Origin of the sequence: Streptomyces sp. CB02923 (genome assembly GCF_001905005.1) — a bacterium.
In the GTDB taxonomy this organism is placed as follows: Bacteria; Actinomycetota; Actinomycetes; order Streptomycetales; family Streptomycetaceae; genus Streptomyces.
Genome location: NZ_LWKZ01000001.1, coordinates 1,344,738 through 1,370,454 on the forward strand (window position 1 = coordinate 1,344,738; position 25,717 = coordinate 1,370,454).

The 25,717-nt window shown below is 70.6% G+C and carries 26 protein-coding genes; 6 read left to right on the top strand and 20 right to left on the bottom strand.

What is annotated here, in order from left to right; genetic code table 11:
* Positions 1–216 precede the first annotated feature (216 nt).
* The 4 genes from A6A06_RS05740 to A6A06_RS05755 form a co-directional block, all read right to left on the bottom strand.
* Positions 217–612 carry a PPOX class F420-dependent oxidoreductase gene (locus tag A6A06_RS05740; RefSeq protein ID WP_073759370.1) on the bottom strand — a complete coding sequence of 132 codons (396 nt, stop codon included), beginning with the start codon at positions 610–612 and terminating at the stop codon, positions 217–219.
* 350 nt (positions 613–962) lie between these two features.
* Positions 963–1,469, bottom strand: a complete 507-nt coding sequence (gene ispF / locus A6A06_RS05745) for a 2-C-methyl-D-erythritol 2,4-cyclodiphosphate synthase (protein WP_073759372.1) — start codon at positions 1,467–1,469, stop codon at positions 963–965.
* A complete protein-coding gene (gene ispD, locus A6A06_RS05750; RefSeq protein ID WP_073759374.1) occupies positions 1,462–2,247 on the bottom strand; it encodes a 2-C-methyl-D-erythritol 4-phosphate cytidylyltransferase in 786 nt (261 codons plus the stop codon). The genes ispF and ispD overlap by 8 nt, the downstream gene beginning before the upstream one ends.
* Before the next feature lie 519 nt (positions 2,248–2,766).
* Positions 2,767–3,249: a CarD family transcriptional regulator gene (locus A6A06_RS05755; RefSeq protein WP_003953493.1), complete on the bottom strand. Its 483-nt coding sequence runs from the start codon at positions 3,247–3,249 to the stop codon at positions 2,767–2,769.
* Positions 3,250–4,079: 830 nt separating this feature from the next.
* On the opposite strand from A6A06_RS05755, the gene A6A06_RS05765 reads away from it, so the two are divergent.
* The gene (locus A6A06_RS05765) at positions 4,080–4,766 is read left to right on the top strand and encodes a DUF461 domain-containing protein (RefSeq protein WP_073759378.1); all 687 of its coding nucleotides are present in this window, start codon (positions 4,080–4,082) and stop codon (positions 4,764–4,766) included.
* Between the two features lie 332 nt (positions 4,767–5,098).
* Here the strand turns inward: A6A06_RS05765 and A6A06_RS05770 are convergent, their stop codons facing one another.
* Positions 5,099–5,779: a response regulator transcription factor gene (locus A6A06_RS05770; protein WP_018540121.1), complete on the bottom strand. Its 681-nt coding sequence runs from the start codon at positions 5,777–5,779 to the stop codon at positions 5,099–5,101.
* The gene (locus A6A06_RS05775; RefSeq protein WP_073759380.1) at positions 5,776–7,050 is read right to left on the bottom strand and encodes a sensor histidine kinase; all 1,275 of its coding nucleotides are present in this window, start codon (positions 7,048–7,050) and stop codon (positions 5,776–5,778) included. Before A6A06_RS05775 ends, A6A06_RS05770 begins: the two co-directional genes overlap by 4 nt.
* Before the next feature lie 194 nt (positions 7,051–7,244).
* Here A6A06_RS05775 and phoU point away from each other — a divergent pair, with 194 nt between their 5' ends.
* The 3 genes from phoU (at position 7,245) to A6A06_RS05790 (ending at position 9,944) form a co-directional block, all read left to right on the top strand.
* The gene (gene phoU, locus A6A06_RS05780) at positions 7,245–7,922 is read left to right on the top strand and encodes a phosphate signaling complex protein PhoU (protein ID WP_073759382.1); all 678 of its coding nucleotides are present in this window, start codon (positions 7,245–7,247) and stop codon (positions 7,920–7,922) included.
* Between the two features lie 478 nt (positions 7,923–8,400).
* Positions 8,401–9,624 (top strand): Shedu anti-phage system protein SduA domain-containing protein, encoded by a 1,224-nt coding sequence (locus A6A06_RS05785; protein ID WP_073759861.1) that lies wholly within the window; start codon positions 8,401–8,403, stop codon positions 9,622–9,624.
* Entirely contained in the window at positions 9,621–9,944 is a 324-nt protein-coding gene (locus A6A06_RS05790; RefSeq protein WP_073759384.1) for a hypothetical protein, read from the top strand. The genes A6A06_RS05785 and A6A06_RS05790 overlap by 4 nt, the downstream gene beginning before the upstream one ends.
* Positions 9,945–10,078: 134 nt before the next feature.
* On the opposite strand, the gene asnB is transcribed toward A6A06_RS05790, so the two are convergent.
* The 4 genes from asnB to A6A06_RS05810 all read right to left on the bottom strand — a co-directional run bounded on the left by asnB (position 10,079) and on the right by A6A06_RS05810 (position 15,379).
* A complete protein-coding gene (gene asnB / locus A6A06_RS05795) occupies positions 10,079–11,926 on the bottom strand; it encodes an asparagine synthase (glutamine-hydrolyzing) (protein WP_073759386.1) in 1,848 nt (615 codons plus the stop codon).
* A gap of 253 nt (positions 11,927–12,179) precedes the next feature.
* The gene (locus A6A06_RS05800; protein WP_073759388.1) at positions 12,180–12,941 is read right to left on the bottom strand and encodes a phosphoglyceromutase; all 762 of its coding nucleotides are present in this window, start codon (positions 12,939–12,941) and stop codon (positions 12,180–12,182) included.
* 436 nt (positions 12,942–13,377) lie between these two features.
* Positions 13,378–13,875, bottom strand: a complete 498-nt coding sequence (locus tag A6A06_RS05805) for a YbjN domain-containing protein (RefSeq protein ID WP_073759390.1) — start codon at positions 13,873–13,875, stop codon at positions 13,378–13,380.
* Complete coding sequence (locus tag A6A06_RS05810) at positions 13,868–15,379, bottom strand: glycosyltransferase (protein ID WP_073759392.1); 1,512 nt, start codon at positions 15,377–15,379, stop codon at positions 13,868–13,870. Before A6A06_RS05810 ends, A6A06_RS05805 begins: the two co-directional genes overlap by 8 nt.
* A gap of 189 nt (positions 15,380–15,568) precedes the next feature.
* Between A6A06_RS05810 and A6A06_RS05815 the strand changes: the two genes are divergently transcribed.
* A complete protein-coding gene (locus A6A06_RS05815) occupies positions 15,569–16,381 on the top strand; it encodes a class I SAM-dependent methyltransferase (protein ID WP_073759394.1) in 813 nt (270 codons plus the stop codon).
* Between the two features lie 95 nt (positions 16,382–16,476).
* On the opposite strand, the gene A6A06_RS05820 is transcribed toward A6A06_RS05815, so the two are convergent.
* The 10 genes from A6A06_RS05820 to A6A06_RS05865 form a co-directional block, all read right to left on the bottom strand.
* On the bottom strand, positions 16,477–16,929 hold the full coding sequence (locus A6A06_RS05820; RefSeq protein WP_242440567.1) for an NUDIX hydrolase: 453 nt from the start codon (positions 16,927–16,929) through the stop codon (positions 16,477–16,479).
* Positions 16,930–16,936: 7 nt separating this feature from the next.
* Positions 16,937–18,145, bottom strand: a complete 1,209-nt coding sequence (locus A6A06_RS05825; protein WP_079193790.1) for a CHAD domain-containing protein — start codon at positions 18,143–18,145, stop codon at positions 16,937–16,939.
* A complete protein-coding gene (locus A6A06_RS05830) occupies positions 18,129–20,411 on the bottom strand; it encodes an RNA degradosome polyphosphate kinase (protein WP_073759398.1) in 2,283 nt (760 codons plus the stop codon). Before A6A06_RS05830 ends, A6A06_RS05825 begins: the two co-directional genes overlap by 17 nt.
* 449 nt (positions 20,412–20,860) lie before the next feature.
* Complete coding sequence (locus A6A06_RS05835; RefSeq protein WP_073759400.1) at positions 20,861–21,616, bottom strand: DUF4232 domain-containing protein; 756 nt, start codon at positions 21,614–21,616, stop codon at positions 20,861–20,863.
* Positions 21,617–21,807: 191 nt separating this feature from the next.
* The gene (locus A6A06_RS05840; RefSeq protein ID WP_079193791.1) at positions 21,808–22,287 is read right to left on the bottom strand and encodes an ATP-binding protein; all 480 of its coding nucleotides are present in this window, start codon (positions 22,285–22,287) and stop codon (positions 21,808–21,810) included.
* A gap of 3 nt (positions 22,288–22,290) precedes the next feature.
* Positions 22,291–23,175 (bottom strand): MEDS domain-containing protein, encoded by an 885-nt coding sequence (locus A6A06_RS05845; RefSeq protein ID WP_073759402.1) that lies wholly within the window; start codon positions 23,173–23,175, stop codon positions 22,291–22,293.
* A 191-nt stretch (positions 23,176–23,366) separates the two neighbouring features.
* Positions 23,367–23,567, bottom strand: a complete 201-nt coding sequence (locus tag A6A06_RS05850; protein ID WP_073759404.1) for a DUF397 domain-containing protein — start codon at positions 23,565–23,567, stop codon at positions 23,367–23,369.
* A 141-nt stretch (positions 23,568–23,708) separates the two neighbouring features.
* Positions 23,709–23,924: a DUF397 domain-containing protein gene (locus A6A06_RS05855; RefSeq protein WP_073759406.1), complete on the bottom strand. Its 216-nt coding sequence runs from the start codon at positions 23,922–23,924 to the stop codon at positions 23,709–23,711.
* Positions 23,925–24,065: 141 nt separating this feature from the next.
* A complete protein-coding gene (locus tag A6A06_RS05860; protein WP_073759408.1) occupies positions 24,066–24,281 on the bottom strand; it encodes a DUF397 domain-containing protein in 216 nt (71 codons plus the stop codon).
* Positions 24,278–25,117: a helix-turn-helix domain-containing protein gene (locus tag A6A06_RS05865; protein WP_073759410.1), complete on the bottom strand. Its 840-nt coding sequence runs from the start codon at positions 25,115–25,117 to the stop codon at positions 24,278–24,280. The genes A6A06_RS05860 and A6A06_RS05865 overlap by 4 nt, the downstream gene beginning before the upstream one ends.
* A gap of 93 nt (positions 25,118–25,210) precedes the next feature.
* Between A6A06_RS05865 and A6A06_RS42550 the strand changes: the two genes are divergently transcribed.
* Complete coding sequence (locus A6A06_RS42550) at positions 25,211–25,606, top strand: DUF7848 domain-containing protein (RefSeq protein WP_242440568.1); 396 nt, start codon at positions 25,211–25,213, stop codon at positions 25,604–25,606.
* Positions 25,607–25,717 lie beyond the last annotated feature (111 nt).

The window sequence follows — 25,717 nt, forward strand, 5'->3', positions numbered from 1 at the left end:
CCTGCGCCCCCCGGGGCCTCGGACACAGAAGCGTGACAACTCGCCCACACAACCACGACGCGTGCGAGCCTCGCGGCGGACGGAGCGCGAAGGCCGCGTACGACGTGCAGAGGACCATGCTCGGCACACAAGAACTGCGGCTTACGCACAGCGACTGCCGTTCACCCACAGGAACTGCGGTCCGCCCCACTCGCCGGTGCCGCCCCAGAGCCCGCCTCAGAGCCGGCCGACCACCTTGCGCGCGGTGATCCGTACGACGACACGCTCCCCGTTGTCCGGCACGCCAGGGTTGAACTCGGCGTACGGCTTACCGGTGTACTTGTGCGACAGCTCGTCGATCAGCTCCCGGCCGCCTTCGCTGCTCAGGACGGCCGAGCCGCGTATCTCCGCGTAGGTGTACGGCGCGTCGGACGGCTGCACGAGCACCGTCACGCGGGGGTCCCGCCGGAGGTTCCGCGCCTTGCGGCAGCCCTCGGTGGTGGAGAAGAGGACGTCGTCGCCGTCCCGCTTCGCCCAGACGGGGGTGAGCTGCGGGCTGCCGTCGGGCTGGACCGTCGCCACGATGACGAAGACCGGCCCGTCGAGCAGGGCCCTGAGCGAGTCGGCCAGCACGACAGACGCTGCCGGTCCCGCGGGCACTGCCGGCCCTGTCGACCCTCCCGATGCGGCCGACCCTGCGGACGCTACCGGTGCTACCGGTCCTGCCGGCCCTCCCGAAGTGGCAGGCCCTGCGGGCAGAGTCGGCTCTTCTGCTGCGGTTGCCACGACGCCCCCTTGCGGTACGGCTGCGAGGTCACGGTCCGAGCGCCCGACCCCGGTCACTCTGCACAACTCCCGTGCCCCGCCCGGAGTTCCCGCCCCAGCCGCCGACCTCACCACCCGCGCCACACCACCGCCCCCGGCCCCGGCGCCCCCTACAGCCGGCCCGAACCCCCAAGCCCGCACCCCCCAAGCCCCACCCCCTACCCCACCGGCAACACCATCGCCGTAGCCACCGCGGCCAGACCTTCCGCCCGCCCCGTCAGCCCCAGGCCGTCCGACGTCGTGCCGGACACCGAGACCGGCGCGCCGGCCGCCTCCGACAGGACCTTCTGCGCCTCGGCGCGCCGCTTGCCGACCTTCGGGCGTACGCCGATGACCTGCACCGCGATGTTGCCGATCAGGAAGCCCTCGGCCCGTACGATGCGGGCGGCCTCGGACAGCAGCGTCACTCCGGACGCGCCGGACCACTCCGGGCGGCTCGTGCCGAAGTGCGCGCCGAGATCGCCGACGCCGGCGGCCGAGAAGAGCGCGTCGCAGGCCGCGTGGGCGGCGACGTCGCCGTCACTGTGCCCGGCGAGTCCGTACCCGTCGCTCGCCGCGTCGTCCCAGAGGAGTCCGGCCACCCACAGTTCGCGGCCCTTCTCGAAGGCGTGCACGTCGGTGCCGATGCCCACCAGTGGCATCAGCTGCGGCTGCGGCTCATACATACCCATCGGTGGCCCTCCTTCGGGCGAGTACGGCTTCGGCGAGGATCAGGTCGAGCGGCCGGGTCACCTTGAACGCCTCTTCGTGTCCGGGCACCACCACGACGGGCGCGCCGAGCTGCTCGACCATCCCGGCGTCGTCGGTCGCGCCGTCACCCTGGAGCGTGATCGTCTCGTGCGCCTTGACCAGGGTCGCCCGATCGAAGCCTTGCGGAGTCTGTACGGCGCGCAGCAGCGCGCGCTCCGGCGTGCCCACCACGGGCTCCGGCTCGCCGGCCCGCTCGCCGGTACGCGGCTCGACCTGCTTGACGGTGTCCGCGAGCGGCAGCGCCGGCACCACGGCCGGGGCGCCGTCCCGTACGGCGGCGACCACCGAGTCCACCGTGTCGGCGGGGACCAGGGGCCGCGCGGCGTCGTGCACCAGCACCACGTCGATGGCCGCGGGCAGCGCCTCCAGGCCGCGGCGGACGGACTCCTGGCGGGTCTCGCCGCCGGGTACGACCACCAGCTCGGTGCGTTCCGACAGCGGGTACTGGTCCAGCAGATTGCGGACCTCGGTGGCGCCGTCCGGCGGGGCGACGACCACGACGACGGAGACGGCGCGGGAGGCGGCCATCGCGCGTACGGCGTGGACGAGCATGGGGGTGCCGCCCAGCGCACGTAGCGCCTTGGGGGCGCCCGGTCCCAGCCGTACGCCGCGTCCGGCGGCGGGGATCACGGCCGCGGTGCGGATCCGGGGGGTACCGGAGGGGACGGCGGAATCTGGGGATACGTCTGACATCGGTTGCTCCGAAGCCCGGGGAGACCCCGGAATTAGCGCAGACAGGTTTGTTTCCTGAGCCGACATGGGTATGGCCGCAGTGTGCCGGGCGCGACGCCCCGATCCGGACCCTTCCGTGACACCGGTCGGGACAGCTGCCCGGGCCCGGCACGCCATTTGCCGGCGAGACGGCGGATCTTTTCGGGGACGAGCACGGGGGCGATCACCACGGGGAACGATCACAGGGTTCTGTAGTGGTGCACGGCTTCCGCAAGCCTGTGGGCCATGCCTGCGGGCGCCGCGCGCAACTGTGGGTACTGCGGATACGGATCTTGCAGATGCAGGACTTGCAGCCGCGGGACTTGCAGACGCGGGGCTTGCAACTGCGGGGCTTGCATGTGCCGGTCCGGCAGGTGCGCGTCCGGCGGGTGCGAGTACACCGAGACGGGTGCGTCGATGCAGATATGCCGCAGCGCCCGGCAACTGACCGCTCCTGGCCGGAGTCGGCCGCCACTCGGGCGCCGCGGCATTCGTACGTCGTCAGGACGCGAGGACCTCGTCGAGCAGGGCCTCGGCCTTGTCCTCGTTGGTGTTCTCCGCGAGGGCGAGTTCGCTCACCAGGATCTGGCGCGCCTTGGCGAGCATCCGCTTCTCACCGGCGGAAAGACCGCGCTCCCGCTCACGGCGCCACAGGTCTCGCACGACTTCGGCGACCTTGATCACGTCACCCGAAGCGAGCTTCTCCAGATTTGCCTTGTAACGACGGGACCAGTTCGTCGGTTCTTCGGCATACGGTGCGCGCAGCACCTCGAAGACCCGGTCCAGCCCGTCTTGGCCGACCACGTCGCGTACGCCGACGAACTCCGCATTGTCCGCTGGCACACGAACAGTCAAGTCGCCCTGGGCGACCTTCAGCACCAAGTAGGTCTTGTCCACGCCTTTGATCTGGCGAGTTTCGATGGCCTCGATCAGCGCGGCCCCGTGATGGGGATAGACCACGGTGTCGCCAACCTTGAACGTCATGTGACAGGTACCCCTTCCGTGGCTATCCATGCTAACACGGGAACGGGCCGTTCTGAATGGCGTTTTCGCAGGTCAGGGCATATCTCGGGGCTTGACAACAACGGCCGGAACGTGCTGCGACAACCCTCCGGGTGCAGGAATTCGCAGGTCGGAGGCGCTTCGCGCGCAGCCTGAAACACGTACGTCACACCCCTGGGAGCACCGGAAGCGGCGCCTGTACGTCCCGTTTTGCCGGAATCCGGATGTCGCACTTCCGCTACTCCGTTCGGTTTCAGAGGTCAGGTGTCCGCCGTTTCGTTAATTGATCACTGCGCGATCACCGTGCGAACGCCGAGCGGCCCCTGCGCACCGGCCGCCGTACGTGATCAATTTCGGGTAGCCGGCGCATTCCCTGCGAATGCCGATTTACCTGCGGGGAAACCGGCCGGGCTTCACCCGAACGGCCGCTTGGTCGGATATTCGGGTTTCTTCCCGGCGCCAGTCGTGATCTTCATGTTCTTCCATTGCGCGAAGCAGGACACGCCCGCGGCACGCGCCCACGGCACACGCCCGCGGCGGCGGCCGGTGCGGGGCAATCGGACGCACGACGGCGGACGGCGGCGGCGCGTCGGGGCGGGCCGCGGCACGATATGACGAGGGTGTGATCGTCCAGGGGGCGGGTCGGGTGCGGCGGCCCGGGGACGGCTCGGTAACCTAGCGGCGCTGACACACCCTTAGGGCGGCTTTACGCGGATGCCGGTACGGCTACCGCGGACGGGCCGCCCAGCCGCCCATCCGCGACCGGGCTCGAAGTTCGGCCGCCGTAGTTCGTCCAAGGAGATGCCGCCGCCGTGAGCCGCAGCCTTCGACGCGGCGTCCTCGCCGCCACCGTTCTCACGCTCTCGATCGCCACGCTCTCCGCGTGCGGAGCCGGGAACGACGCCCAGACGCTCCAGGTCCAGCCGGACAACGCCGCGACCAGCGTCGGCGACCTCAAGATCCAGAACGCCTCCGTCGTCACCCAGCCCGACCCGGACGCCAAGGGTCCGGCCGTGGTGACCGCGACGGTCTTCAACAACGGCAGCGAGGACCAGACGCTGCAGTCCATCAAGGTCAACGGCACGAACAAGGAAGCGAAGCTGTCGCCCGCCAAGGGCTCCGGGCCGATCGTGGTCCCGGCCGGCGGCTCGATCGTGATCGGCGGCAAGAACAACGCCACCGCCGTACTGGCCAGCGGCAGCGAGTCCGTGAAGAACGGCGACGCGCAGTCCGTGACCTTCGACTTCAGCGCCGCCGGAAAGGTCAGCCTGCGGGCGTTCGTCGTCCCGGCCAAGAGCTACTTCAAGGAATACGGCCCGAGCGAGGTGCCGTCGCCGTCCGGGGCGACCCGCCCGTCCGGCGGCCCCTCCTCGCAGACCGGCAACCCGTCGCCGACGGTCACGCCGGGCGGTGCGGCCGACGCCAACGGCAACGCCAATGGCAGCGGCAACGCCTCGCCGAACAGCGGCACGTCGCAGTCGCAGGAAGCCGGCCGCTGAAGCCCCTAGCCGCTCCACGGCAGCTCCTCAGCTGCCCGTAGAGCGGCTCAGCACCGCACCATCGCGTTACAAAGCGCACAGCACCACCGCAGTACCACCGCGAGCGCCGTGCGGCCGGAATCTCCCGGCCGCACGGCGCTCGCGTACATCTCGCACGTCCCGGGACAGCCGGAGACGGCCGGGGCCCCGCCGCCCGGACCGGCGACCAGCACCGGCCGAGGCCTACGGGGCCCACCAGGCCGACGGGTCCCGGAAGCCCAGGACCCAGAGCCCAAGGCCCAGGTCAAAGCCCCAGGTCAAGCCCCCAGACCCAAGCGCGCGCCGCCCGCCTCTTACGGCTCGAACTTGTACCCCAGGCCACGGACCGTGACCAGGTACCGCGGCGCGCCCGGGTCCGGTTCGATCTTGGCCCGGAGGCGCTTCACATGGACGTCCAGCGTCTTGGTGTCCCCCACGTAGTCGGCACCCCAGACGCGGTCGATCAGCTGCATACGGGTCAGCACCCGGCCCGCGTTGCGCAGCAGCATCTCCAGGAGGTCGAACTCCTTCAGCGGCAGGTCGACCTTGCCGCCGGAGACGGTGACGACGTGCCGGTCCACGTCCATCCGGACCGGTCCGGCCTCCAGCGCCTGCGGCGTGACCTCCTCGGGCTCCCCGCGGCGGCGCAGCACCGCGCGGATCCGGGCGACCAGCTCGCGGGAGGAGAAGGGCTTGGTGACGTAGTCATCGGCTCCTATTTCCAGGCCGACCACCTTGTCGATCTCGCTGTCCTTGGCGGTCACCATGATGACCGGGACGTTGGAGCGGCCGCGCAGCTGACGGCAGACCTCGGTGCCGGGCAGGCCCGGCAGCATCAGGTCCAGCAGGACCAGGTCGGCGCCGTTGCGCTCGAACTCGTCCAGGCCGTCGGGGCCGGTGGCCGCGACGGCGACCTCGAAGCCCTCCTTGCGGAGCATGTACGACAGGGCGTCACTGAACGATTCCTCGTCCTCGACGACGAGCACTCGGGTCACGGAAGGACCTCCGGGGCAGGATGAGCAGGGAGCGGATCGTTGAAGGTCTCGTACGGGCGGTCCTCTTCGTCGAGGCCTTCCGCCGACAGGTCGGAGGCGGCACGCGCGCGGTCGCGCACGGCACCGGCCTCCGGGAGACGCAGGGTGAAGGTGGAGCCCTGTCCCTCAGCGCTCCATACCGTGACCTCCCCGCCGTGCGAGGCGGCCACGTGCTTGACGATGGCGAGGCCGAGGCCGGTCCCGCCGGTGGCGCGCGAGCGCGCCGGGTCCACGCGGTAGAACCGCTCGAAGACGCGGTCCCGGTCCTTTTCGGATATCCCGATGCCCTGGTCGGTCACCGCGATCTCGATCAGGTCGCCGCCGTGCGCCTGGACACGGCGGCCCGCGATACCGACCCGGGTACGGGCCGGCGAGTAGTTGACGGCGTTCTCCACGAGGTTGCCGAGGGCGGCGGCGAGCTGGCCGCGGTTGCCCCAGACGTGCAGGTCGGCGGTGCCGGCGGCGGCCATGGTGATCTGCTTGCTGCCCGCCTGCTGGCGGCAGCGGTCGATCGCCTCCGCGACCAGCTCGTCCACCCGGACCGGTTCGGCGTCCTCCAGCGGGTCGTCGTTCTGCACCCGGGAGAGGTCGATCAGTTCCTGGACGAGGTTGGTGAGGCGGGTGGCCTCGTTCTGCATACGGCCCGCGAAGCGCTCGACCGCCTCGGGGTCGTCGCTCGCGTCCATGACGGCCTCGGACAGCAGCGACAGGGCGCCGACCGGGGTCTTGAGCTCATGGCTGACGTTGGCGACGAAGTCGCGCCGTACGGCCTCTATGCGCCGAGCCTCGGTCAGGTCCTCGACCAGCAGCAGGACCAGCCGCGAGCCGAGGGGCGCGACCCGCGCCGAGACCGCCAGGGCGTCGCCGCCCCGGCCCGTCCCCCTGCGCGGCAGGTCCAGCTCGATCTGGCGTATCTCGCCGTCGCGGCGGGTGTCGCGGGCCATCTGGAGCATCGGTTCGACGGCCAGCTTCCCGCCGCGCACCAGGCCCAGGGCGTACGCCGCCGAGCTGGCCTTGACCACGGCGTCGGCCTCGTCCAGGACGACGGCCGAGGAGCGCAGCACCGACAGGACCGTGTCCACGCCGGGCGGCAGGACGGCGTCGGTGTGCAGGGACGTACGCGTGGGCTTGGCCTGATCCCGCTCGCTCCAGCGGAACGCCAGCATGGCGAAGACGCCGGTGCACAGTCCGGCGATCGCTGCCACTGCGGCGACGGCCGCGTCCACGTTCATGACTCCAGGTTATGCGTCACCTGTGACATCTCCCCAGCCGTTCGAGGGGCTGCTCGAACATACGTCGCCCAGAGTTCACCTTGGTGTCGGTGCTGGTTCATTCCGGAGGTCAGAACCGGTCGCGTTCCGGCCCGAACGTGGGAGCGTGGGGATTCCGGCCCCCCACCACCACTCGAAGCGAGAGAAGGTCACTGATGCGGGACGCGTACCACGAGGAGCTGGATTCGATCGGCGAGAGCCTCGTCGAGATGGCCAGGCTCGTCGGCTCCGCGGTCGGGCGCGCCACCACGGCGATACTCGACGCGGACCTGAAGCTGGCCGAGGCCGTCATCGCCGCCGACGAGAAGGTCGACGATCTCCAGCGCGACCTGGAGGCACGGGCGATAGCCCTGCTGGCGCGCCAGCAGCCGGTCGCCACCGATCTGCGGATCGTCGTCACCTCCCTGCGCATGAGCGCCGACCTGGAACGTTCCGGCGACCTGGCCCAGCACGTGGCCAAGCTGGCCCGGCTGCGTTTCCCGGAGACGGCCGTGCCGCGGGACCTGCACGCCACGATCCTGGAGATGGGCCAGCTGGCCCAGCGCCTGATGGCCAAGGCCGCCGAGGTCATCATCACCAAGGACGTCGACCTCGCGCTCCAGCTGGAGCAGGACGACGACGCGATGGACCTCCTGCACCGCACCCTCTTCCAGCACCTGATGGACGACCGCTGGAAGCACGGCATCGAGACGGCCGTGGACGTGACGCTGCTGGGCCGCTACTACGAGCGGTTCGCCGACCACGCGGTGTCGGTCGCCAAGCGCGTCGTCTACCTGGTCACCGGCGAGCACGCGGACGAGATCGCTCCGCCGACCACGGTGGAGGGCGCGTAGCGGCGCCCGGCCGCGCGCGGCACGGCACGCCCGCCCCGGCCAGGTGCCGCTCGGCGGCGCGCCGTGCCACCACGCGCCGTTGATGCGCCGCGTCGAGCGGGCATCCAATGGAGAGCGAACGACATCCGGACGGCCCTCTCCCCGAGGAGACAAGTCATGACGCGTTCCTCTGCCCCGACCCCCAACCCGGCTCCCGGCAACTGCGCCTGCGGCCCCGGCTGCCAGTGCGGCTGCCAGGCCGGCGGCGCCTGCCAGTGCGGCGGCGGCTGCAGCTGACCCCCGAGGCCGGCTTCGGCTGACGTCCGGCCGCGGTTGCGGCCCCCTTCCGGCGGCCGCTGCGGCCGCGACCGCGGCATGTACAGGGCCTCGCCCGGCAGTTCCGCCGGGCGGGGCCCTGAGCTGCGCCGATACGCGCGTGCCGATACGTACGTACCGGTACGCGGGTGCCTTGTCAGTGCCCGGTCCTATGGTGACCCGCATGACGACATTTCGTTCCGGCTTCACGCTCTGGAGCATGGTCAGGACGGCGCGGGAGCTCACCGGCCACGCGAAGGTGCACGAGCGTATCGACGCGGTACTGGACATCATGAGCGGCCGCCACGGCACGGCGTACGGCAAGGGCAGACGCCTGGTGGACGCCTTGGAGGACGTGGCCCAAGAGGCCCTTCTGCACGCGGACTTAGGGTTCGCCCGGCGCTTCCAGCACTTCGCCGGATACGCCAGGGGCGACCTGTTCCTCGACGTCCTGGAGATGCACTACGACGAGGAGGCGCGGCGGCGCAGCGAGGAATTCATGCGGCGGATGACCGCCATGGGCGCGGAGCGGGCGGTCACCGCCCTGGATGTCCTGTGCCGGGACCGGCCCGACGCGACCGCCGCCGACGCGCGTGATCTCTTCCGAGGCGTTGCCCGGGCCACCGGGCATCTGGGGATCGGCACCGGGGAGGGCGGCGTCAAGCTGTCCACCAAGGACGTGCGGTACCTCCAGGAGTACGGGCACATGGAGCTGGTTCTCCGTAATCTGCCCCGGCCGGCCTCCCCTGAGGCCGCGCGGATGATGAGTGATGTGCTGGCGGACATCGATGCCGGAATGCTGGCCCAACTGCTCGAACTGAAAGCCAGGCGAGCCGGCCTGGAGGCCCTCCGTTCCGCGGTGGAGGACCCGGACAGTTCCGAGAGTGCCCTCCATGCCTGCCTGAAGAACCAGGAGTGGATCTTCGGAGGGGCCTACGTGACCGAGCTGGCCCGCCGTCAGTACACCCCGGACACCATCCTCGACATCCCGCTGCTGCGCGGTGACGGCTCCCTGCACGTGGTGGAACTCAAACGCGCCCACATCAAGGACCTCGTCATCCGGCGCAGCGGCCACCTCATGCTGGGCGCCCCGGCGCATCACGCGGTCTCGCAGGCACAGAATTACCTGCGGGTCATGGACGAGAACCGCCCTGGGATTCTCGCGGAGCACGGCGTCGACACCCGCAGGGCGTCGGCGACCGTCGTGATCGGGCATCCCCGGTATGTGAGCGGGAGCGTCACGCCACAGGAGATCGCGGAAACGCTGCGTACCTACAACACGCACGCCGCACGCATAGAAGTGATCACGTACGGGACTCTGCTGGAGTCGGCGGAGCGGATGCTGGCCCTCTCGTCGGCACGGCGGGACTCGGCCTCGTCCGAGCCGGGCGAGGAGACTGCCGCATGAACCACGCCCCCTCGGAGATCGAACCCGTCCTGGCGCGCCTGAGCGGTGGCGCCATCACCGCACAGGACTACGTCGGTTACTTCCGGAACGAGCACGGCGAAGAACTCGTATTCGCGCAACGCCGAGGCGAGAAGACCGCCCGGCTGTGGCACAGCGACGCGGAGTGGGAAATGTTCCACGTCGGCGACCACTCGATACGGGTCGACGGCCCACTGGACGGAATGATCACCGTCGCCGGCCTCATCATCGACCGTGCGGAGACCACCTGGCTCTCCTCCTGCCTGGCCGCCTCCCGCCACCTGCGCCCGGAACGCGCCTGACCACCCAAGACCGCCCAGCGCCGACCGGCCCCCCTACTCGCGGCAAAACCGCAGGCAGGGGGCTCGGGGCCAAGGGGCTTACGGCTTCTTGTCCGGGGTCTGGCAGGCCCGGTTCCGTCCCTGGCGCCGGCTGGTCAGGCGACTCGGATATCCGGCTGGTGCATGTCCATCCAGGTGGCGATGTCGATCATTCGGTCGAGCTGCTCGCGCGCGGGGCCGGGCATGGTTGCCGGGTCCAGCTTCACCATCTCGTCGATCGTCGTCCGCGTGACGACCTGGAAGATCGGGTGGTCCTGCTCGGAGAGCAGCTGCTTGCCCATCTGCTGCAGCCCGCTCGCGTAGCGTGCGTCCTGGGTGGACGGGTAGGGGCTCTTCAGCCGCTCCACCACCGAGCGCGGAAGCAGATCGCCGGCGGCTGCGCGGAGCAGGCTCTTCTCCCTGCCGTCGAAGCTCTTCATCGACCACGGGGTGTTGTAGACGTACTCCACCAGCCGGTGGTCGCAGTACGGCACCCGGACCTCCAGGCCGACCGCCATGCTGATCCGGTCCTTGCGGTCGAGCAGCATCTGGAGGAACCGGGTGAGATGCAGGTGGCTCATGACACGCATGCGCCGCTCCTGCTCGTCCTCTCCGGGCAGCACCTCGACTTCGGCAACCGCCTCGCTGTACCGGTCCTTGAGGTACGTCACCAGGCCGTTGTTGGCCACCAGATCCGGGTTGAGCGCCCCCTTCGGGTTCGCCTTGGTCCACGCGGACATCACGGGGATGATCCACGGGAAGATGCCGGCGCGCTGCGCCACCGGGTCCCGGAACCACGGGTAGCCACCGAAGAGTTCGTCCGCCGTCTCACCGGAGAGCGCCACCGTGGAGTGCTGGCGGATCGCCTTGAACAGCATGTACAGCGATACGTCCACATCGGCGATGCCGCTGGGGAAGTCCTTCGCGGCCATGACGGCCCTGCGCGCGTCAAGATCGGTGAGCGCGGTGTGGGGCAGCACGATGTCCTCGTGCAGCGAGCCGACGTGGTCGGCCACGTCGTGCACGAACGGCGAGTCCGGGGTGGCCCGCATGTCGTCGGGACGGAAGTTGTCGGCCAGTCCGTCGAAGTCGACGGAGAAGCTGCGCACCTTCTCGCCCTGAGCGGCCAGCTCCCGCGCGGCCAGCGCCGTGAGCGAGCTGGAGTCCAGTCCGCCGGAGAGCAGCACGCATTGCGGCACGTCCGCGACGAGCTGGCGCCGCACGGTGTCGCCGAGCAGGTCACGGATCGTGGCGATCGTGGTGTCCAGGTCGTCGGTGTGCTCCCGGGACTCCAGCTTCCAGTACGTCCGCTCGCGCACACCGGAGCGGTCGACGACCACGAGGCTGCCGGGCCGGACTTCGCGCATGCCGGACCAGATGGCGTTGCCCGGCGTCTTGCACACGCTCAGCAGCTCGAACAGGCCCTCGGCGTCGATCACGCGTTTGAACATCGGGTGGGCCAGGATGGCCTTGGGCTCCGAGCCGAAAAGCACGCCGTCGGCGGTGGGGTGGAAGTAGAAGGGCTTGATGCCCATCCGGTCACGGATCATGACCAGCTTCTCGTGCCGGGAGTCCCAGATCGCGAAGGCGTACATGCCGTTGAGGCGGTCGGCCATGGCCTCGCCCCACTCCAGGTAGGCGTGCAGCACGACCTCGGTGTCGCTGGACGTCCGGAAGCGGTGGCCGCGACCGCGCAGCTCCTCGCGCAGTTCGGTGAAGTTGTACGCCTCACCGCTGTAGGTGATGACCACCGGGCCGTTGGGGGTGTCGACACGCATCGGCTGCGTGCCGCCCTCGATGTCGATCACCGCCAGCCGGCGGTGGCCGAGTGCCACGTGCCGGTCCACCCAGGTGCCCCTGCCATCGGGGCCCCGGTAGGCCATGGTGTCGGTCATCGCGTCCACCGTCGCCTGCTCTTTGGTCAGGTCGCGGTCGAAAGCGAGCCAGCCGGAGATTCCACACATCTCGGCACTCCCGTCGTCGTCATAGGCCGGATTGCCTACAGCCGGGATCGTGCCTCGGATCTATTAGTGTTTTTTTCAAATAATGCCTAGTAGAGCCCCGTCGGATGTTCCCGATCGGGGTTGGCGGAGCAGATTAAACGGATGGCCACGCGGCGGACAGGTTGAGGGTCTGCGGGCGGACGCATCCGTACTGCTAACAGACCACGCCCCTCATCTGCACCGAACGTGCAGGTGAGGGGCGTGGTCGCGGTGCTTACTTCTTCTTGCCCTGGTTCTTCACGGCCTCGATGGCGGCCTTGGCGGCGTCCGGGTCGAGGTAGGTGCCACCCGGGGTGAGCGGGTGGAAGTCGGCGTCGAGCTCGTAGGAGAGCGGGATGCCGGTGGGGATGTTCAGGCCGGCGATGTCCGCGTCGGAGACGCCGTCGAGGTGCTTGACGAGGGCGCGCAGCGAGTTGCCGTGGGCGGCGACCAGGACGGTGCGGCCGGTGGCCAGGTCCGGGACGATGCTGTCGTACCAGTACGGCAGCATCCGTACGACGACGTCCTTGAGGCACTCGGTGCGCGGGCGCAGCTCGCTGGGGATGACCGCGTAGCGCGGGTCGTCGATCTGGGAGAACTCGGCGTCGTCGGCGAGGGCCGGCGGCGGCGTGTCGTACGAGCGGCGCCAGAGCATGAACTGCTCCTCGCCGAACTCGGCGAGGGTCTGCGCCTTGTCCTTGCCCTGGAGCGCTCCGTAGTGGCGCTCGTTCAGGCGCCAGCTGCGGTGGACCGGGATCCAGTGGCGGTCGGCGGACTCCAGGGCCAGCTGCGCGGTGCGGATGGCGCGCTTCTGGACGGAGGTGTGCACGACGTCGGGGAGCAGGCCGGCGTCCTTGAGCAGCTCACCGCCGCGGACCGCCTCCTTCTCGCCCTTCTCGTTGAGATTGACGTCCACCCAGCCGGTGAACAGGTTCTTCGCGTTCCACTCGCTCTCGCCGTGGCGAAGGAGGATCAGCTTGTACGGTGCGTCGGCCATGCCTTCGAGCGTAATCCACTTCCGGCCATGGGCTCGCCGCGGCGGGTGTGAGGTGTGCCGGGGGGCGAGGCACGGGGGGCGGGGGGCTTCATGGTGGCCGGTGCGGTGATGGGGGTGCTGGCACCATCGCGCGGCGCGTGCGGCTCCGGGAGGCTGGGCGGAGGGAGCCGGAGCGGGGAGACAACGGGGAGACGGGGAGACGGGGAGAGACGGGATGAGCCGGATGTATACGCGGCGCGCGTGATGCGCATACGGGCGCGCGGGTCGCGCGGCACGGCCGGTGGCGCTTCCGCGGAGGTTGAGCGGGGTGCTGGATCTGCGGGCGGTCGGGATGTTCGGGCCGTCGCGCCGCTTCCCGGAGGTCCGGTTCGTAGGGTGACGGCGCGGGCGTCCCTGGGCAGGCGCCGCCGGGCAGACGCCCCTTGGGCGTACGCGTCTAAGCGGACGGCCGCTGCGTCAGATGGGTGAAAGCCTCCAGGTTGCGCGTGGATTCGCCCCGCGCGACCCGCCATTCGTACTCCTTGCGGATGGCGGAGGCGAAGCCCATCTCCAGGAGGGTGTTGAAGCTGCCGTCGGCGTTTTCCAGGACCGTGCCGAGGATCCGGTCGAGTTCGTCCGGTGTGACGGCCGCGAGGGGCAGCTTGCCGACGAGGTAGATGTCGCCCAGCTTGTCGATCGCGTAACTCACCCCGTACAGGCGGGTGTTGCGTTCCAGGAGCCAGCGGTGCACGGCCTCGTGGTTCTCGTCCGGGTGACGGACGACGAAGGCTTGGACGGAGAGGGAGTGCTTGCCGACGATCAGGGAGCAGGTCGTGGAGAGCTTGCGGGTGCCGGGCAGGGTCACCACGTACGTGCCGTCGGCGGGCGATTCCCACGTCAGGCCGGCCTCGTCGAGAGCCGCCTCGATCACCTGTCGTGCCGCGTCGTCAGCCATGGGGCGATCGTAGGTGACGGCGTCTTTCCTGCATCGCGGCGGTGTACACCTCGGCGGTCGCGGCGGCGGCGGTGTCCCAGCCGAAGGACCGGGCGTGCCGGGCGGCGGCCCCGCCCATCCGGCCGGCCAGCGACGTGTCGCGGGCGAAGCGGCCGAGGGCGCGGGCGTAGTCGGCCGGGTCGTGGCCGGATACGAGGAAGCCGCTGACGCCGTCGCGTACGGCCACCGGGAGGCCGCCGACGGCCGCGGCGATCACCGGGGTGCCGCAGGCCTGGGCCTCGATCGCGACCAGGCCGAACGATTCGCTGTAGGACGGCATGACCAGGACGGACGCGGCGCGGTACCAGTCGGCGAGCTGTTCCTGCCCGACCGGCGGGCGGAAGCGGACGACGTCGGCGATGCCCAGGCGGGCGGCCAGCTTCTGCAGCCCTTCGGGCTTGGCCAGGCCGCTGCCACTGGGGCCGCCGACCACCGGGACGACCAGGCGGGACCGCAGGGACGGTTCCTCGTCGAGCAGGACGGCGACGGCGCGCAACAGGATGTCGGGGGCCTTCAGCGGCTGTATGCGGCCGGCGAAGAGCGGGATCAGGGCGTCCTGCGGCAGATCGAGGCGGGCGCGGGCGGCGGACCGTGAGGCGGAGGTGTCCTCGTCGGTGACGGGGGCGGGAACGGGGACGGAGGGATCAGTGGGTCCTGCGGAGCCCGAGGGCCCGGCGGGTCCACCCGTACCGCCGTGGCCAGTGAGGTCGGCGGTACCTGCGGTACGTGCGGTACCTGTGGAGCCCGACGGACCCATGGGGCGAAACCGGTCCAGGTTCACGCCCGGGTGTACGACGGCGACCTTGCCCGGCTCGGCCTCGTAGTGGCGGATCAGCTCCCCGGCTTCCTCCTCCGTGTTCGCGATCAGCCGGTCGGAGGCACGCACGATCTGCGTCTCGCCGATGACACGCGCGGCGGGTTCGGGGGTGTCGCCCGAGGCCAGGGCGGCGTTCTTGACCTTGGCCATGGTGTGCATGGCGTGCACGAGCGGGACGCCCCAGCGCTCGGCGGCGAGCCAGCCGACGTGTCCGGAGAGCCAGTAGTGGGAGTGCACCAGGTCGTAGTAGCCGGGGCGGTGGCCCGCCCACGCCTGCATCACGCCGTGGGTGAAGGCGCAGAGCTGGGCCGGCAGCTCCTCCTTGGCCAGGCCCTCGTACGGGCCCGCGTCCACGTGCCGTACGAGGACGCCGGGGGCCAGCTCGACGGCGGGCGGCAGCGTGCCGGTCGTGGCGCGGGTGAAGATCTCGACCTCGATGTTGAGGGAGGCGAGCTTCCTGGCCAGCTCGACGATGTAGACGTTCATGCCGCCGGCGTCGCCGGTGCCCGGCTGGTGCAGCGGCGAGGTGTGCACGCTCAGCATGGCGACCCGGCGCGGGCGGCGGGCCGCGCCCGGCAGGCGCAGCCCGGAGCGGCCCGGGAACGGACCGTGGGAACGGCTGCGGAGCCTGGACACGTATTGGCTCACTGCGGGCTACCTCCTAGCCGGTACGGCCTTGGCCGGGGCGTGCGGCGCCTCCGAAGCCCGTAACAACGGAACCGGCGTGTCCATTTCCCTGTGAGCCCGCTCTCCTTTCTCTTTGCCAAAGCGTGACCCTGGCGGGGTGCGGGGTGCCTGGCGGGACGGGTGGGGCAGGTGGGCACATAAGGTCAGGACATGGTCCGCCGCACGCCCGCCGCTCCCCCGCCCTCCCGCCCCCTCGGAAACGCGACCCGCGGCACCACCAACCCGAACCGGCTGCGCCGCATGGACCGCTGGATCGCCGCCACGCACGCCCCCGCGCTGCTCCGCGGCCCCGCGCCCGTCGCCGTGGACCTCGGCTACGGAGCCGCTCCCTGGACCGCCGTGGAACTGCTGGCCCGGCTGCGTACGGTCCGGTCGGACGTACAGGTCGTCGGCATCGAGATCGACCCGGCGCGGGTCGCCGCGGCCGCGCCGTACGAGTGCCCGGGGCTGACCTTCGCCCACGGCGGCTTCGAGGTACCGCTGCCGGGGCGGCGGGCGCCGGTGCTGATCCGGGCGGCGAACGTACTGCGCCAGTACGCGGAGGACGAGGTGGCCGCCGTATGGGAGCGGCTGTGCGCGCGTCTGGCACCGGACGGGCTGCTCGTGGAGGGCACCTGCGACGAGATCGGGCGGCGGCACGTGTGGGTGGCACTGGGCCCCGAGGGGCCCCGCACGGTCACCTTCGCGACCCGCCTCAGCGCCCTCCATACCCCGTCCGACCTGGCCGAACGTCTGCCGAAGGCGCTGATTCACCGCAATGTGCCGGGCCAGCCCGTGCACGCGTTCCTGCGCGACTTCGACCGGGCGTGGGCGGCGGCCGCCCCGTACGCGTCGCTGGGAGCACGGCAGCGGTGGATGCGCAGCGTGCTCGCCCTGAGTACGACGTGGCCGCTGGCCGACGGGCCCCGGCGGTGGCGGCAGGGCGAGGTCACCGTCCGGTGGGAGGCGGTCGCGCCGGTGTGAGGGCCGGTGCGAGGGGCGGTACGAGGGGTGACCCGGAGGGCCGGATCCGAGGACCGCGCACCCGCCCCCGCCCCTACCCCTCTCACCCCCGGGCCCTACCCCCGCCCCACCTCCCGCAACGCCTCCAGCAGCGCGTCCACGAGCTGCCGGTCGCGTTCCTGGGTGAGGATGCGGCGGGCCTGGGGCGGGGGGAGCCAGAGGAGGCGGTCCACCTCGATGGTCGGGTCGAAGCTGCCGTGGGTGGCTTCGGCGGCCCAGTAGCGGACCTCTTTGGGGCGGCCGTTGGCCAGGTAGTGGATGGTCGGGAGCCGGGTGCCGGGGCTGCATTGCATGCCGGTTTCCTCGGCGACCTCCCGGAGGGCGCCGGCGAGCCAGTCCTCGTCGCGTTTGAGCTTGCCCTTGGGATGGGACCAATCATCATATTTCGGTCGGTGTACGAGGGCGATTTCGAGGCCGCCGTTCGCGGGGGAACGGCGCCACAGGACGCAGCCGGCCGCCCTGACCGGTTTCTGGGGTGACGGCGTGGGTGACGTCATGGGTGAGGTCATGGTGCCGTCATACCTTCCGTGCCGGCAGAACGGGCTCGGATCGCGCCGGCAGCACCGGCTCGGGCACCGGTGCGGAGAGCCAGGACCGGCCGAAGACGAAGCGAGCTGCCTCGACTTCGTGGCGCTGGTCGGCGTGGAGGACGCCGAGTGCGTACGCGGTGGCAGGGGCGATGCGCGGAGTGCGGGCCGCCGCGGCGGCCGCGCCCGCGGCTTCGGCGGCGTCGCGGTGGCGTTCCAGCGCGCGGCCCGCCTCCGCGAGGCGCGGGTCGGTGCCGTCGGGGTCGCTCACCTCCTGGGCGTACCGGCTCAGGCGCGCCAGGAGCCGTACCTGGTGCCAGGACGCGTCCTGGCGGGAGCCGACGGTACGGGCGTCGGCGTACGCGTGTCCGGCGCGGGCGAGCGGCAGGGCCGCGACGGCCTCGGCGAGGCGCCGGTGGGCCTGTTCCGCCAGGGGCAGCAGCACCTCCGCCGCGGGCCGGTCGGCCGTGGCGGCGAGCGGTGCCTCCGAGGCGAGTACGGCCACGGCGTCGGCGACGGCGTGGAAGCGGGAGGAGCCGAGCGCCTGGAGGGCGGCGGAGTGCGCGCGGGTGCGGGCGAGGGTGATCTGCCGTTCCAGCAGGGCACCGGCCCGCGCGGCCCCGGCGGAGAGGAGGGCTTCGGCTTCGTCGGGGGGCGACGGCTGGTTCGTACGGCTTCCTCGGTCCCCGTGCTCTCCCCGTTCCGTACGCTCCTCCCGCTCCTCCCGCTCCCCCCGTCCGGTCAGCCGTTGCAGCGCGCCCAGCAGCCGGTCGAGCCGTTCCGTGCTGGCGTGCTCGCGGGCCAGGGTCCCGGACAGCCAGGCCAGTTCGCCGCGCAGGTGATCGGCCCACTTCTCGTCCATGAGCGGGCGGAAGGTGTGCAGCGCGCCGCCGATCCGCCGTGCGGAGGACCGCAGGTGGCGGGCTGCCTCGCGGGTGCTCTCCGCGTCCGGGCCGCTCTCGCGGTGGGAGCGCAGGCTGCGCAGGAAGTCCGCCGCCTGGTGGTGCAGGTAGGCGGCGAGGACGTCGCGGGCGGTGCGTCCGGTCAGTGCGGAACCGTCGGTTCCGTACGGGCGCGGACGGCCTGCGGGGCGCGGCTGCGCCCCGGGCCTGGCCGGTCCGTCGGCCACCGCGGCAGGCGCGCCGCCGGGCCCGGCGGGCTCGTGGCGGAGCGGGGGGAAGTCATGTCGCTGAGCCACGCCGGCGCCTCCGGGCGTCTATGAGCAGTTCCTGTACGTTGCGCAGCGGCGCGCCGTCCGCGTCGACCGCGTGCCGGATCCAGTCGCCGTCCGGGCCGAGGTGCCAGGACGAGGTGGCGTCCGACGTGCCGATCTCCAGGAGCCGGCTGAGGGAGGCGCGGTGGGCCGGGTCGGTGACCCGTACCAGCGCCTCGATCCGCCGGTCCAGGTTGCGGTGCATCATGTCGGCGCTGCCGAGCCAGACCTCGGGTTCGCCGCCGTTGCCGAAGGCAAACAACCGGGAGTGTTCGAGGAACCGGCCGAGCACGCTGCGTACCCTGATGCCTTCGCTGAGCCCTTCGACGCCGGGCCGCAAGGCACAGATGCCGCGTACCCATACATCGACCGGCACACCGGCCTGGGACGCGCGGTACAGGGCGTCGATGACGGCCTCGTCGACCATCGAGTTGACCTTGATGCGGACGTAGGCGGGCCGCCCGGCGCGGTGGTGCGCGATCTCCTTGGTGATGCGCTGGACGAGGCCGTCACGCAGGGACTTGGGGGCGACCAGCAGCCGCCGGTAGGTCTCCCGGCGGGAGTAGCCGCTGAGCCGGTTGAAGAGGTCGGAGAGGTCGGCGCCCACCTGCGGGTCGGCGGTCAGCAGCCCCAGGTCCTCGTACAGCCGCGCCGTCTTGGGGTGGTAGTTCCCCGTCCCCACATGTGAGTAGCGGCGCAGCATCTCGCCTTCCTGGCGGACGACGAGCGACAGTTTGCAGTGCGTCTTGAGGCCGACCAGTCCGTACACGACATGACAGCCCGACTCCTCCAGTTTGCGTGCCCATTTGATGTTGGCCTGTTCGTCGAAGCGCGCCTTGATCTCGACGAGGACGAGCACCTGCTTGCCGGACTCGGCGGCGTCTATGAGCGCGTCGACGATCGGCGAGTCGCCGGAGGTCCGGTAGAGCGTCTGCTTGATGGCGAGGACGTCCGGGTCGGCGGCGGCCTGCTCCAGGAACGCCTGTACGGAGGTGGAGAACGAGTCGTACGGGTGGTGCAGCAGGACGTCACGCGCGCGCAGCGCGGCGAAGATGTCGGGCGCGGAGGCCGACTCGACCTCGGCGAGGTCGCGGTGGGTGCCCGCCACGAACTTGGAGTACTTGAGCTCCGGCCGGTCCAGGGCGCCGATGCCGAACAGACCGGTCAGGTCCAGCGGGCCCGGCAGCGGGTAGACCTCGGCGTCGGAGACCTTCAGCTCCTGGACGAGCAGGTCCAGGACGCCCGGGTCGATGGACTCCTCGACCTCCAGGCGGACCGGCGGTCCGAAGCGGCGCCGCATCAGTTCCTTCTCCAGCGCCTGGAGGAGGTTCTCCGCGTCGTCCTCCTCGACTTCGAGGTCCTCGTTGCGGGTCACCCGGAACATGTGGTGCGCCCGCACCTCCATGCCCGGGAACAGTTCCTCCAGGTGGGCGGCGATGACGTCCTCGATGGGCACGTACCGCTGCGGCGCGGCCTCCAGGAAGCGGGAGAGCAGCGGCGGGACCTTGACCCGCGCGAAGTGGTCGTGCCCGCTGACCGGGTTGCGTACGACGACGGCCAGGTTGAGGGAGAGGCCGGAGATGTACGGGAACGGGTGGGCCGGGTCGACGGCGAGCGGGGTGAGGACGGGGAAGATCTGCTGGCGGAACAGGGTGAAGAGGCGGGCCTGCTCCTTCTCGGTCAGCTCGGGCCAGCGGATGAGGTGGATGCCGTGGTCGGCGAGTTCGGGGGCGACGTCCTGCTGGTAGCAGGCGGCGTGCCGGGCCATGAGTTCGCGGGAGCGGGTCCAGATGAGGTCCAGTACCTCGCGGGGCTGGAGGCCGGAGGCGGAGCGGGTGGCGACACCGGTCGCGATACGCCGCTTGAGGCCCGCGACGCGCACCATGAAGAACTCGTCGAGGTTGCTCGCGAAGATCGCGAGGAAGTTGGCCCGTTCGAGCAGCGGGGTGGCCGGGTCCTCGGCCAGTTCCAGTACCCGCTCGTTGAACGCCAGCCAGCTGCGTTCGCGGTCCAGGAACCGCCCGCCGGGCAGTTCCTCGCCGTCGGCACCCGCCGCGCCGGACTCCTCGTAGTCGTCCAGATCCGCGTCGAGGTCGGGTTCCAGCTCGGGCACCGGCACGGCGACCGCGTGCGGGCGGTGCGCCGCTATGGAGCCCACCGACGGCTGCGCGGATGGCGGCAGGTGGGCCGCCGTCCGGGACGTGGTCGTCTCGGTCCGGTCCGTGTCCTGGGCGCTGGGCTGCTGGTTCATGGCCTTATTCTTCCGCGCCGGGGGCTCTGTCAGCCCGTCGGACGGAGTCGGTACGGGGCGCAGGCGGCGGCCGGCGGCATTCGGGACAGCGGGCTGCATTCAGTGATGCTCGCAAGCGACGTTGAATCGCCGGTAACGCGAACGTGGCGGCCAGGCAAGCGGGCCGCTACTCCCCGGTGTTTACATTCCCGTGTCTTGCGATTCCCGGGGCGCGCCCCAGGGCGCACAGGGGGCGTGCGCCCGCACCGGCGTGCGCCCCCTCCGGAGCCCCGGAGCCGTAAGGTGCCAACGAACACCACGAGCCCCCGGCATCGCGCCGGGGGCTTCGTGATTCCTGCGATTCCTGCGATTCCTGCGATTCCTGGAAGAGACCGTGCCGCTGGGGCCGTGCCGCTGGGGCCGTGCCGCTGGACCCTGCCGCTGCGGCCGTGCCGCGGTCCTCGCCGTGGTCAGTTGGCGATGCCGACCGGGTGCACCTGGATCTTCTCGTCGTACGGGCCGGCCAGCTTCGGCGCCCCCGCGGGCCACTTCAGGGACACGCTGTGGGTCTCATTCGGCGGCGTCACGATGAGGTTGGTCGGGGTCGCGAGGTTGCCGCCACTGGAGTCGACCTTGTACGAGATGCTGAAGGTGGCGGTGTCACCGATCCTCAGGTCGGTGATGCGGGGCTGCTCACCGCCGCGGTGAACAGGGGCGGAGGTGCCGTCGGCGTCCTTCAGGTCGACGCCCGCGAAGCCGGTCACCGAGCAGGTCCTCGAACCCTTGTTCGTCATCTGAATGGTGACGTCGCCCGTCTGCTGGTCCGGCGAGCTGTCCACGGCCTCCATGTTCAGCTCGTTCGTCCGGCAGAACTTGCTCTTCGCCGCGCCCTTCGCCGCACCGCTCCCGGAGCCGGCACGGGACGGGGCGCCGCCGCCGGAACCGGCACGGGACGAAGCGCCGTCACCGGAGTTCGGCTTGGCCCTGTCCGGCTGGGCACCGGTGCCCTGCTCCCCGGCAGAGGAACCCGCGCCACCGTCCTCGGCGGGGGCCGCGCCACCGGCCTCGGCGGCACCGCCCGTACCCGCCTGGGCCGCGGGCTTGGAGGCTGCGGCATCCGAGCCGGAGCAGGCCGTCAGGGACAGCGCGGCGGCTGCGGTCAGGGCGGCGGCGGCAACGCGCAGGGTGCGGCGACGGGTGATGCGGGCAGTGATGTTCGCGCTCATTTCGGGTCCCCCCGGGAAGTCGGTGTCGGTCTCTCCTCCGTACGACACCCACTCTGGTCAGGGCCACTACCGCCAGGCTGCCGCGCCGCTAACACCCCGCTAACACGCGCGCACCGCGTACAGCCGGGCCGCTGACCGGTGCTGACGCCCGGCCAAGAGGACATGGCATCCGGGCCAGCAGGACGCGGGCGTCAGCCGTACACGGGCATCAGCCGTACGCAGCAGGTGACGACGGCGCCCCGCGGCCGGGAGCCGCTGCCCGGCCCGACCTCCAGACCGTCCGTCAGCTGCCGTACGGTCCACAGGCCCCACCCCGTGGAACTGCCCAGTCCGGGCGGGCGTTCGGGGATGACGGACGCGTCGAAGCCCGGCCCGCTGTCGGAGACACGGCAGCACACCAGCGCCCCCCTGCGGTAGAGCTTCAGGAATCCGCCGCCCCCGGCGTGCCGGATCGCGTTGTCGGCCAGTTCGTTGGCGGACAGCAGCAGGGCGTCGTGGCGGCGCCCGGCCAGGCCCAGGCGGGCCGCGTACGCGCCGAGCACGACGCGCAATCGCGACAGGTCGGCCGAGGTGAAGCCGGTCTCCAGGCAGCAGTCGGCGGGAAGCTCCGCGATCGGCCCTGGCGGCCGCTGTGGGTCCCCGGCGGGAGGGCCCTGGGTCGTCGGTCCCATGCGTCACTCGCCTTCCACGGTCAGCTGCGGGATGTCGAGCGCCCCCAGAAGCAGGAACGTGTGGGCGTGTATGCCGTCGCACCGGATGACGGCACGTCTGCCGTCCTCGGCGGTCAGCCGCAGGACGGCCCGTGCGCAGTAGACGTCGAGGAAGGTCAGCTCGGTGAGGTCCAGGAGGATGCGCGGCGCGTTCGACGCGGCGATGCCGCGCAGGGCCTCGTTGAACGGTTCACGGGTGGACAGGTCGGCCTCGCCGACCAGCCGCAGCCCGTACGTGCCGGGTCCGGCGGCCTCCGTGAGCGGGAGGGCCAGCAGGGTGCCGGGGCGCTTCAGCAGGGTGGTGGGGTGCCCGGCCGCCGCCTTGTCCAGCACGTCATCGCTGAACCGGGTCTCGTCGTACGTACAGATCTCGGTGTAGTGCGCGTCGGTGAACAGGTAGTGGCAGCCCTCGGTCTCCCGCCACAGCACCTGCTCGATGTCGGCTCCGAAGGACGCCACCCAGGCCATGTCGATGGCGCTGCGGACCGTGGCGTACCCGGCGTCCAGCGCCTCCTCGACCTCCCGCCGCAGCCCGGCCATCTGCCGTTCCACCGAGATCGTTTCCGGCAGCCACATCCGGTCCATGGTCAGCAGCTTCAACTGGCCGCGTTCCAGGGGTTCTCCGACCGGCGGGCCGTACGCCTCCAGGTGCTCCAGTACGCACGACGCGGGCAGGGCGGGGTCCGCGAAGAGCAGGACCCGCTCGCCGCGGGTGATACCGGTCTGCGCGAACGAGCCGATCGTGGACCAGCGCGACTCGTCGTCGACGTAGCTCGCGAAGGCGTGGTCCCCCGGCCGCAGGCGCTCCACCGACACGATGCGGGTGTGCTCTTCGGCATGGAAGGGCAAGGAACTCTCCTACGTCTGCCGCCGTTTCGGCCTGGCCGTACCGAGTGCTCGCGGAGCACTCAGGCGGGAGGGTAGCGGGACGTACGACGCCGTCGGCCCGGAGTACGGGACGACGGCGGGCATCGATCACTGTGCGTCGGATGATGATCGGTTGTGTCCGTTGTGCGGCTGGACAAGCCCAGCCGCACACGTCAGACGGCGGCCCGCCGGGCGAACTCGACCAGTCCGCTGAAGGCGGTGGGGTGGAGCGACAGGGCCGGACCGCTCGGGTCCTTGCTGTCACGGACGGAAACCACGCCACACGAGGCGACGAGGTTCGTGGCGACCTCTATGCAGTCGCCACCGTTGTTGCTGTAGGAGGACTTGGCCCAACGGGGGAATTCGGTGGTCACGGGGCGCCCTTTCGTACCTGCTTGATCGCGACGCCCGCCGGGAGATGAAACTCCTCGACCCGACGAGGCCGGCGAACGGGGCCCGCCGCTCCGGTGACGGAGTGGCGGGGCTCAGGGTTGGGTGATGCGGTAGAGCCACATTCACGTAGCGGTGAACGCGCCGCCCCTGACACCCGCGATGAACTCAGCGAACGAACGGGAGGGGACGGAGAGAACGGGTCCATTCGGGTCCTTGGAGTCACGGACGGAAACTATGCCGGTGATTGTGGCCTGTGTGGGGGCCCACTCGACACAGGAGCCGCCGTTGCCGCTGTAGGAAGACTTGAACCAGGTGAGAGATCGGAAGTCAGTCGTCACAAGGCACCCTTTCGTACCTGTTCGATCGCTGCGCCCGCCGGGAGATGAAGCTCCTCGACACGGCGAGGCCGGCGAACGGGGCCTGCCGCTCCGGTGAGGGAGTGGCGGGGCTCAGGGTTGATTGATGCGGTAGAGCCACATTCACGTAGCGGTGAACGCGCCGCCCCTGACGCCCACGATGAACTCAGCGAACGAACGGGAGGGCACGGAGAGGGCGGGCCCGTTCGGGTCCTTGGAGTCACGGACGGGAACTATCCCGGTGATTGTGGCCTGTGTCGGGGCCCACTCGACGCAGGAGCCGCCGTTGCCGCTGTAGGAGGACTTGCACCAGATGAGGGTCTGGGGGTCGATCGTCACGAGATGCCCTTTCGTACCTTCTGGATCATGGCTGCTGACTCCGCCTGGGAGAGCGCTTCGGCCTGTAACTGATGGTAGGCCCTCACCAGCGGCAGCACGGATGTGAGTTCCCTGTCCAGGCAGCCGTGGGTCTCCGACTCGACGTAGGAAACCACGGAGCGGTCAGGCAGGGTCAGCAGGTTGACCAGGCGATTGAACGGGCGACGCTCACCTATGGCGTAGGGAGCCACCTGAAGTGTGGTGGTCGGCTGGTCGGCGAACTCGACCAGCCGAGCCAACTGGGCGTCCATGACAGCAGGCCCACCGATCGGCCGCCGAATGCAGCTTTCGTCCAGGACCACGATCACCATGGGAGCAACGCGCCGCACTAGAGATGCCTGGCGTTCCGCCAGGAACTCAACTCTCTCGGCGGCCTGTTCCGGGCTGAGTGTTCCGCGCTTCACGTTGCCGTTTTCCAGGGCCCTTGCGTACTCCGGTGTTTGGAGCAACCCGGGGATCGCTCCTACTTCGAACAGCCGGATCTCCGCCGCGCGGGCTTCCTGCCCCAGGTACTCCGGAAAGCCTTCCAGCAGGCTGCCGTTCCGGATCTCCGCCCACGCGCGTTCGAATGACTCTGCGGACCCCGCGAGCCCAAGGGCGACGTCCAAGGCGCGCGAAAAGCGCAGAGTTGGCGGCTTGCAACCTGTTTCGACCGCCGAAATATGCCTCCCCGAGTAGTCCATCCGCTCGGCCAAATCATCCTGCTTCCACCCGCGCGCCTCCCGCGCACTACGCAAACGCGCACCGTAGGCCGCTTGGGGAGACGCATCCGGATTCAACTGCTTCAGGTTTACCAACGTGCTCCCCGCTTCTGGAACGTTGAAGACAAGGCGACTGTAGGCCAACCTACTGCCGTCCGGTAGTGGTGCGACTACGGAGAGGAGTGGGTCTTGTCCGGCTTCAGCCCCAACCCCGGCCGGGAGAACCTCACCCGGCTCATGCGCTCATGCGGATACGACGGCGTGCTCTTTCTGCGCACCGGTGGCGGCAGTGACGCCGCCCTCGGCATCCTCCGATCCGAAGGCAGGTCCATGACGGCGTCCGCATCCGCCCCCGTGCCCACGCGCAGGGAAGTCCAGATCACCGGCGTCCGGAAGCACGTCGCCGAATGCGTCACCGAGATCAACGGTGCGCGGTGCGGCGCCCGTTCCAACGTCTGGGACACCGCAATGCACCTGAACGTGTGGATCCTCGCTCACGCGAACGAGTGCGAGCACAAAACGTTCGTGAAGCACACGGAGGATTCGGTCAACGTCTACACCAGGCCCGCCGAAGGGCAGCCGTGAAGAAGGGCGACGTCGCCGGATGAGGGAGCGAAGAGGGCCTCCGGTCTGGCATGGCCAGGCCGGAGGCCCTTGTGCTGGTTGCGTTGCCCGGCGGGCGAGGCCGCCTCGCTC

Bases quoted from the DNA above. Each gene is read 5' to 3' on its own strand.
- A6A06_RS05755 (WP_003953493.1), bottom strand. From the start codon at position 3,249: ATGACGTTCAAGGTTGGCGACACCGTGGTCTATCCCCATCACGGGGCC.
- A6A06_RS05790 (WP_073759384.1), top strand. From the start codon at position 9,621: ATGAACCACGCCCCCTCGGAGATCGAACCCGTCCTGGCGCGCCTGAGC.
- ispD (WP_073759374.1), bottom strand. From the start codon at position 2,247: ATGTCAGACGTATCCCCAGATTCCGCCGTCCCCTCCGGTACCCCCCGG.
- ispF (WP_073759372.1), bottom strand. From the start codon at position 1,469: ATGTATGAGCCGCAGCCGCAGCTGATGCCACTGGTGGGCATCGGCACC.
- phoU (WP_073759382.1), top strand. From the start codon at position 7,245: ATGCGGGACGCGTACCACGAGGAGCTGGATTCGATCGGCGAGAGCCTC.
- A6A06_RS05840 (WP_079193791.1), bottom strand. From the start codon at position 22,287: ATGGGACCGACGACCCAGGGCCCTCCCGCCGGGGACCCACAGCGGCCG.
- A6A06_RS05830 (WP_073759398.1), bottom strand. From the start codon at position 20,411: ATGAACCAGCAGCCCAGCGCCCAGGACACGGACCGGACCGAGACGACC.
- A6A06_RS05785 (WP_073759861.1), top strand. From the start codon at position 8,401: ATGACGACATTTCGTTCCGGCTTCACGCTCTGGAGCATGGTCAGGACG.
- A6A06_RS05805 (WP_073759390.1), bottom strand. From the start codon at position 13,875: ATGGCTGACGACGCGGCACGACAGGTGATCGAGGCGGCTCTCGACGAG.
- A6A06_RS05775 (WP_073759380.1), bottom strand. From the start codon at position 7,050: ATGAACGTGGACGCGGCCGTCGCCGCAGTGGCAGCGATCGCCGGACTG.
- A6A06_RS05835 (WP_073759400.1), bottom strand. From the start codon at position 21,616: ATGAGCGCGAACATCACTGCCCGCATCACCCGTCGCCGCACCCTGCGC.
- A6A06_RS05815 (WP_073759394.1), top strand. From the start codon at position 15,569: ATGGTCCGCCGCACGCCCGCCGCTCCCCCGCCCTCCCGCCCCCTCGGA.
- A6A06_RS05820 (WP_242440567.1), bottom strand. From the start codon at position 16,929: ATGACCTCACCCATGACGTCACCCACGCCGTCACCCCAGAAACCGGTC.
- asnB (WP_073759386.1), bottom strand. From the start codon at position 11,926: ATGTGTGGAATCTCCGGCTGGCTCGCTTTCGACCGCGACCTGACCAAA.
- A6A06_RS05800 (WP_073759388.1), bottom strand. From the start codon at position 12,941: ATGGCCGACGCACCGTACAAGCTGATCCTCCTTCGCCACGGCGAGAGC.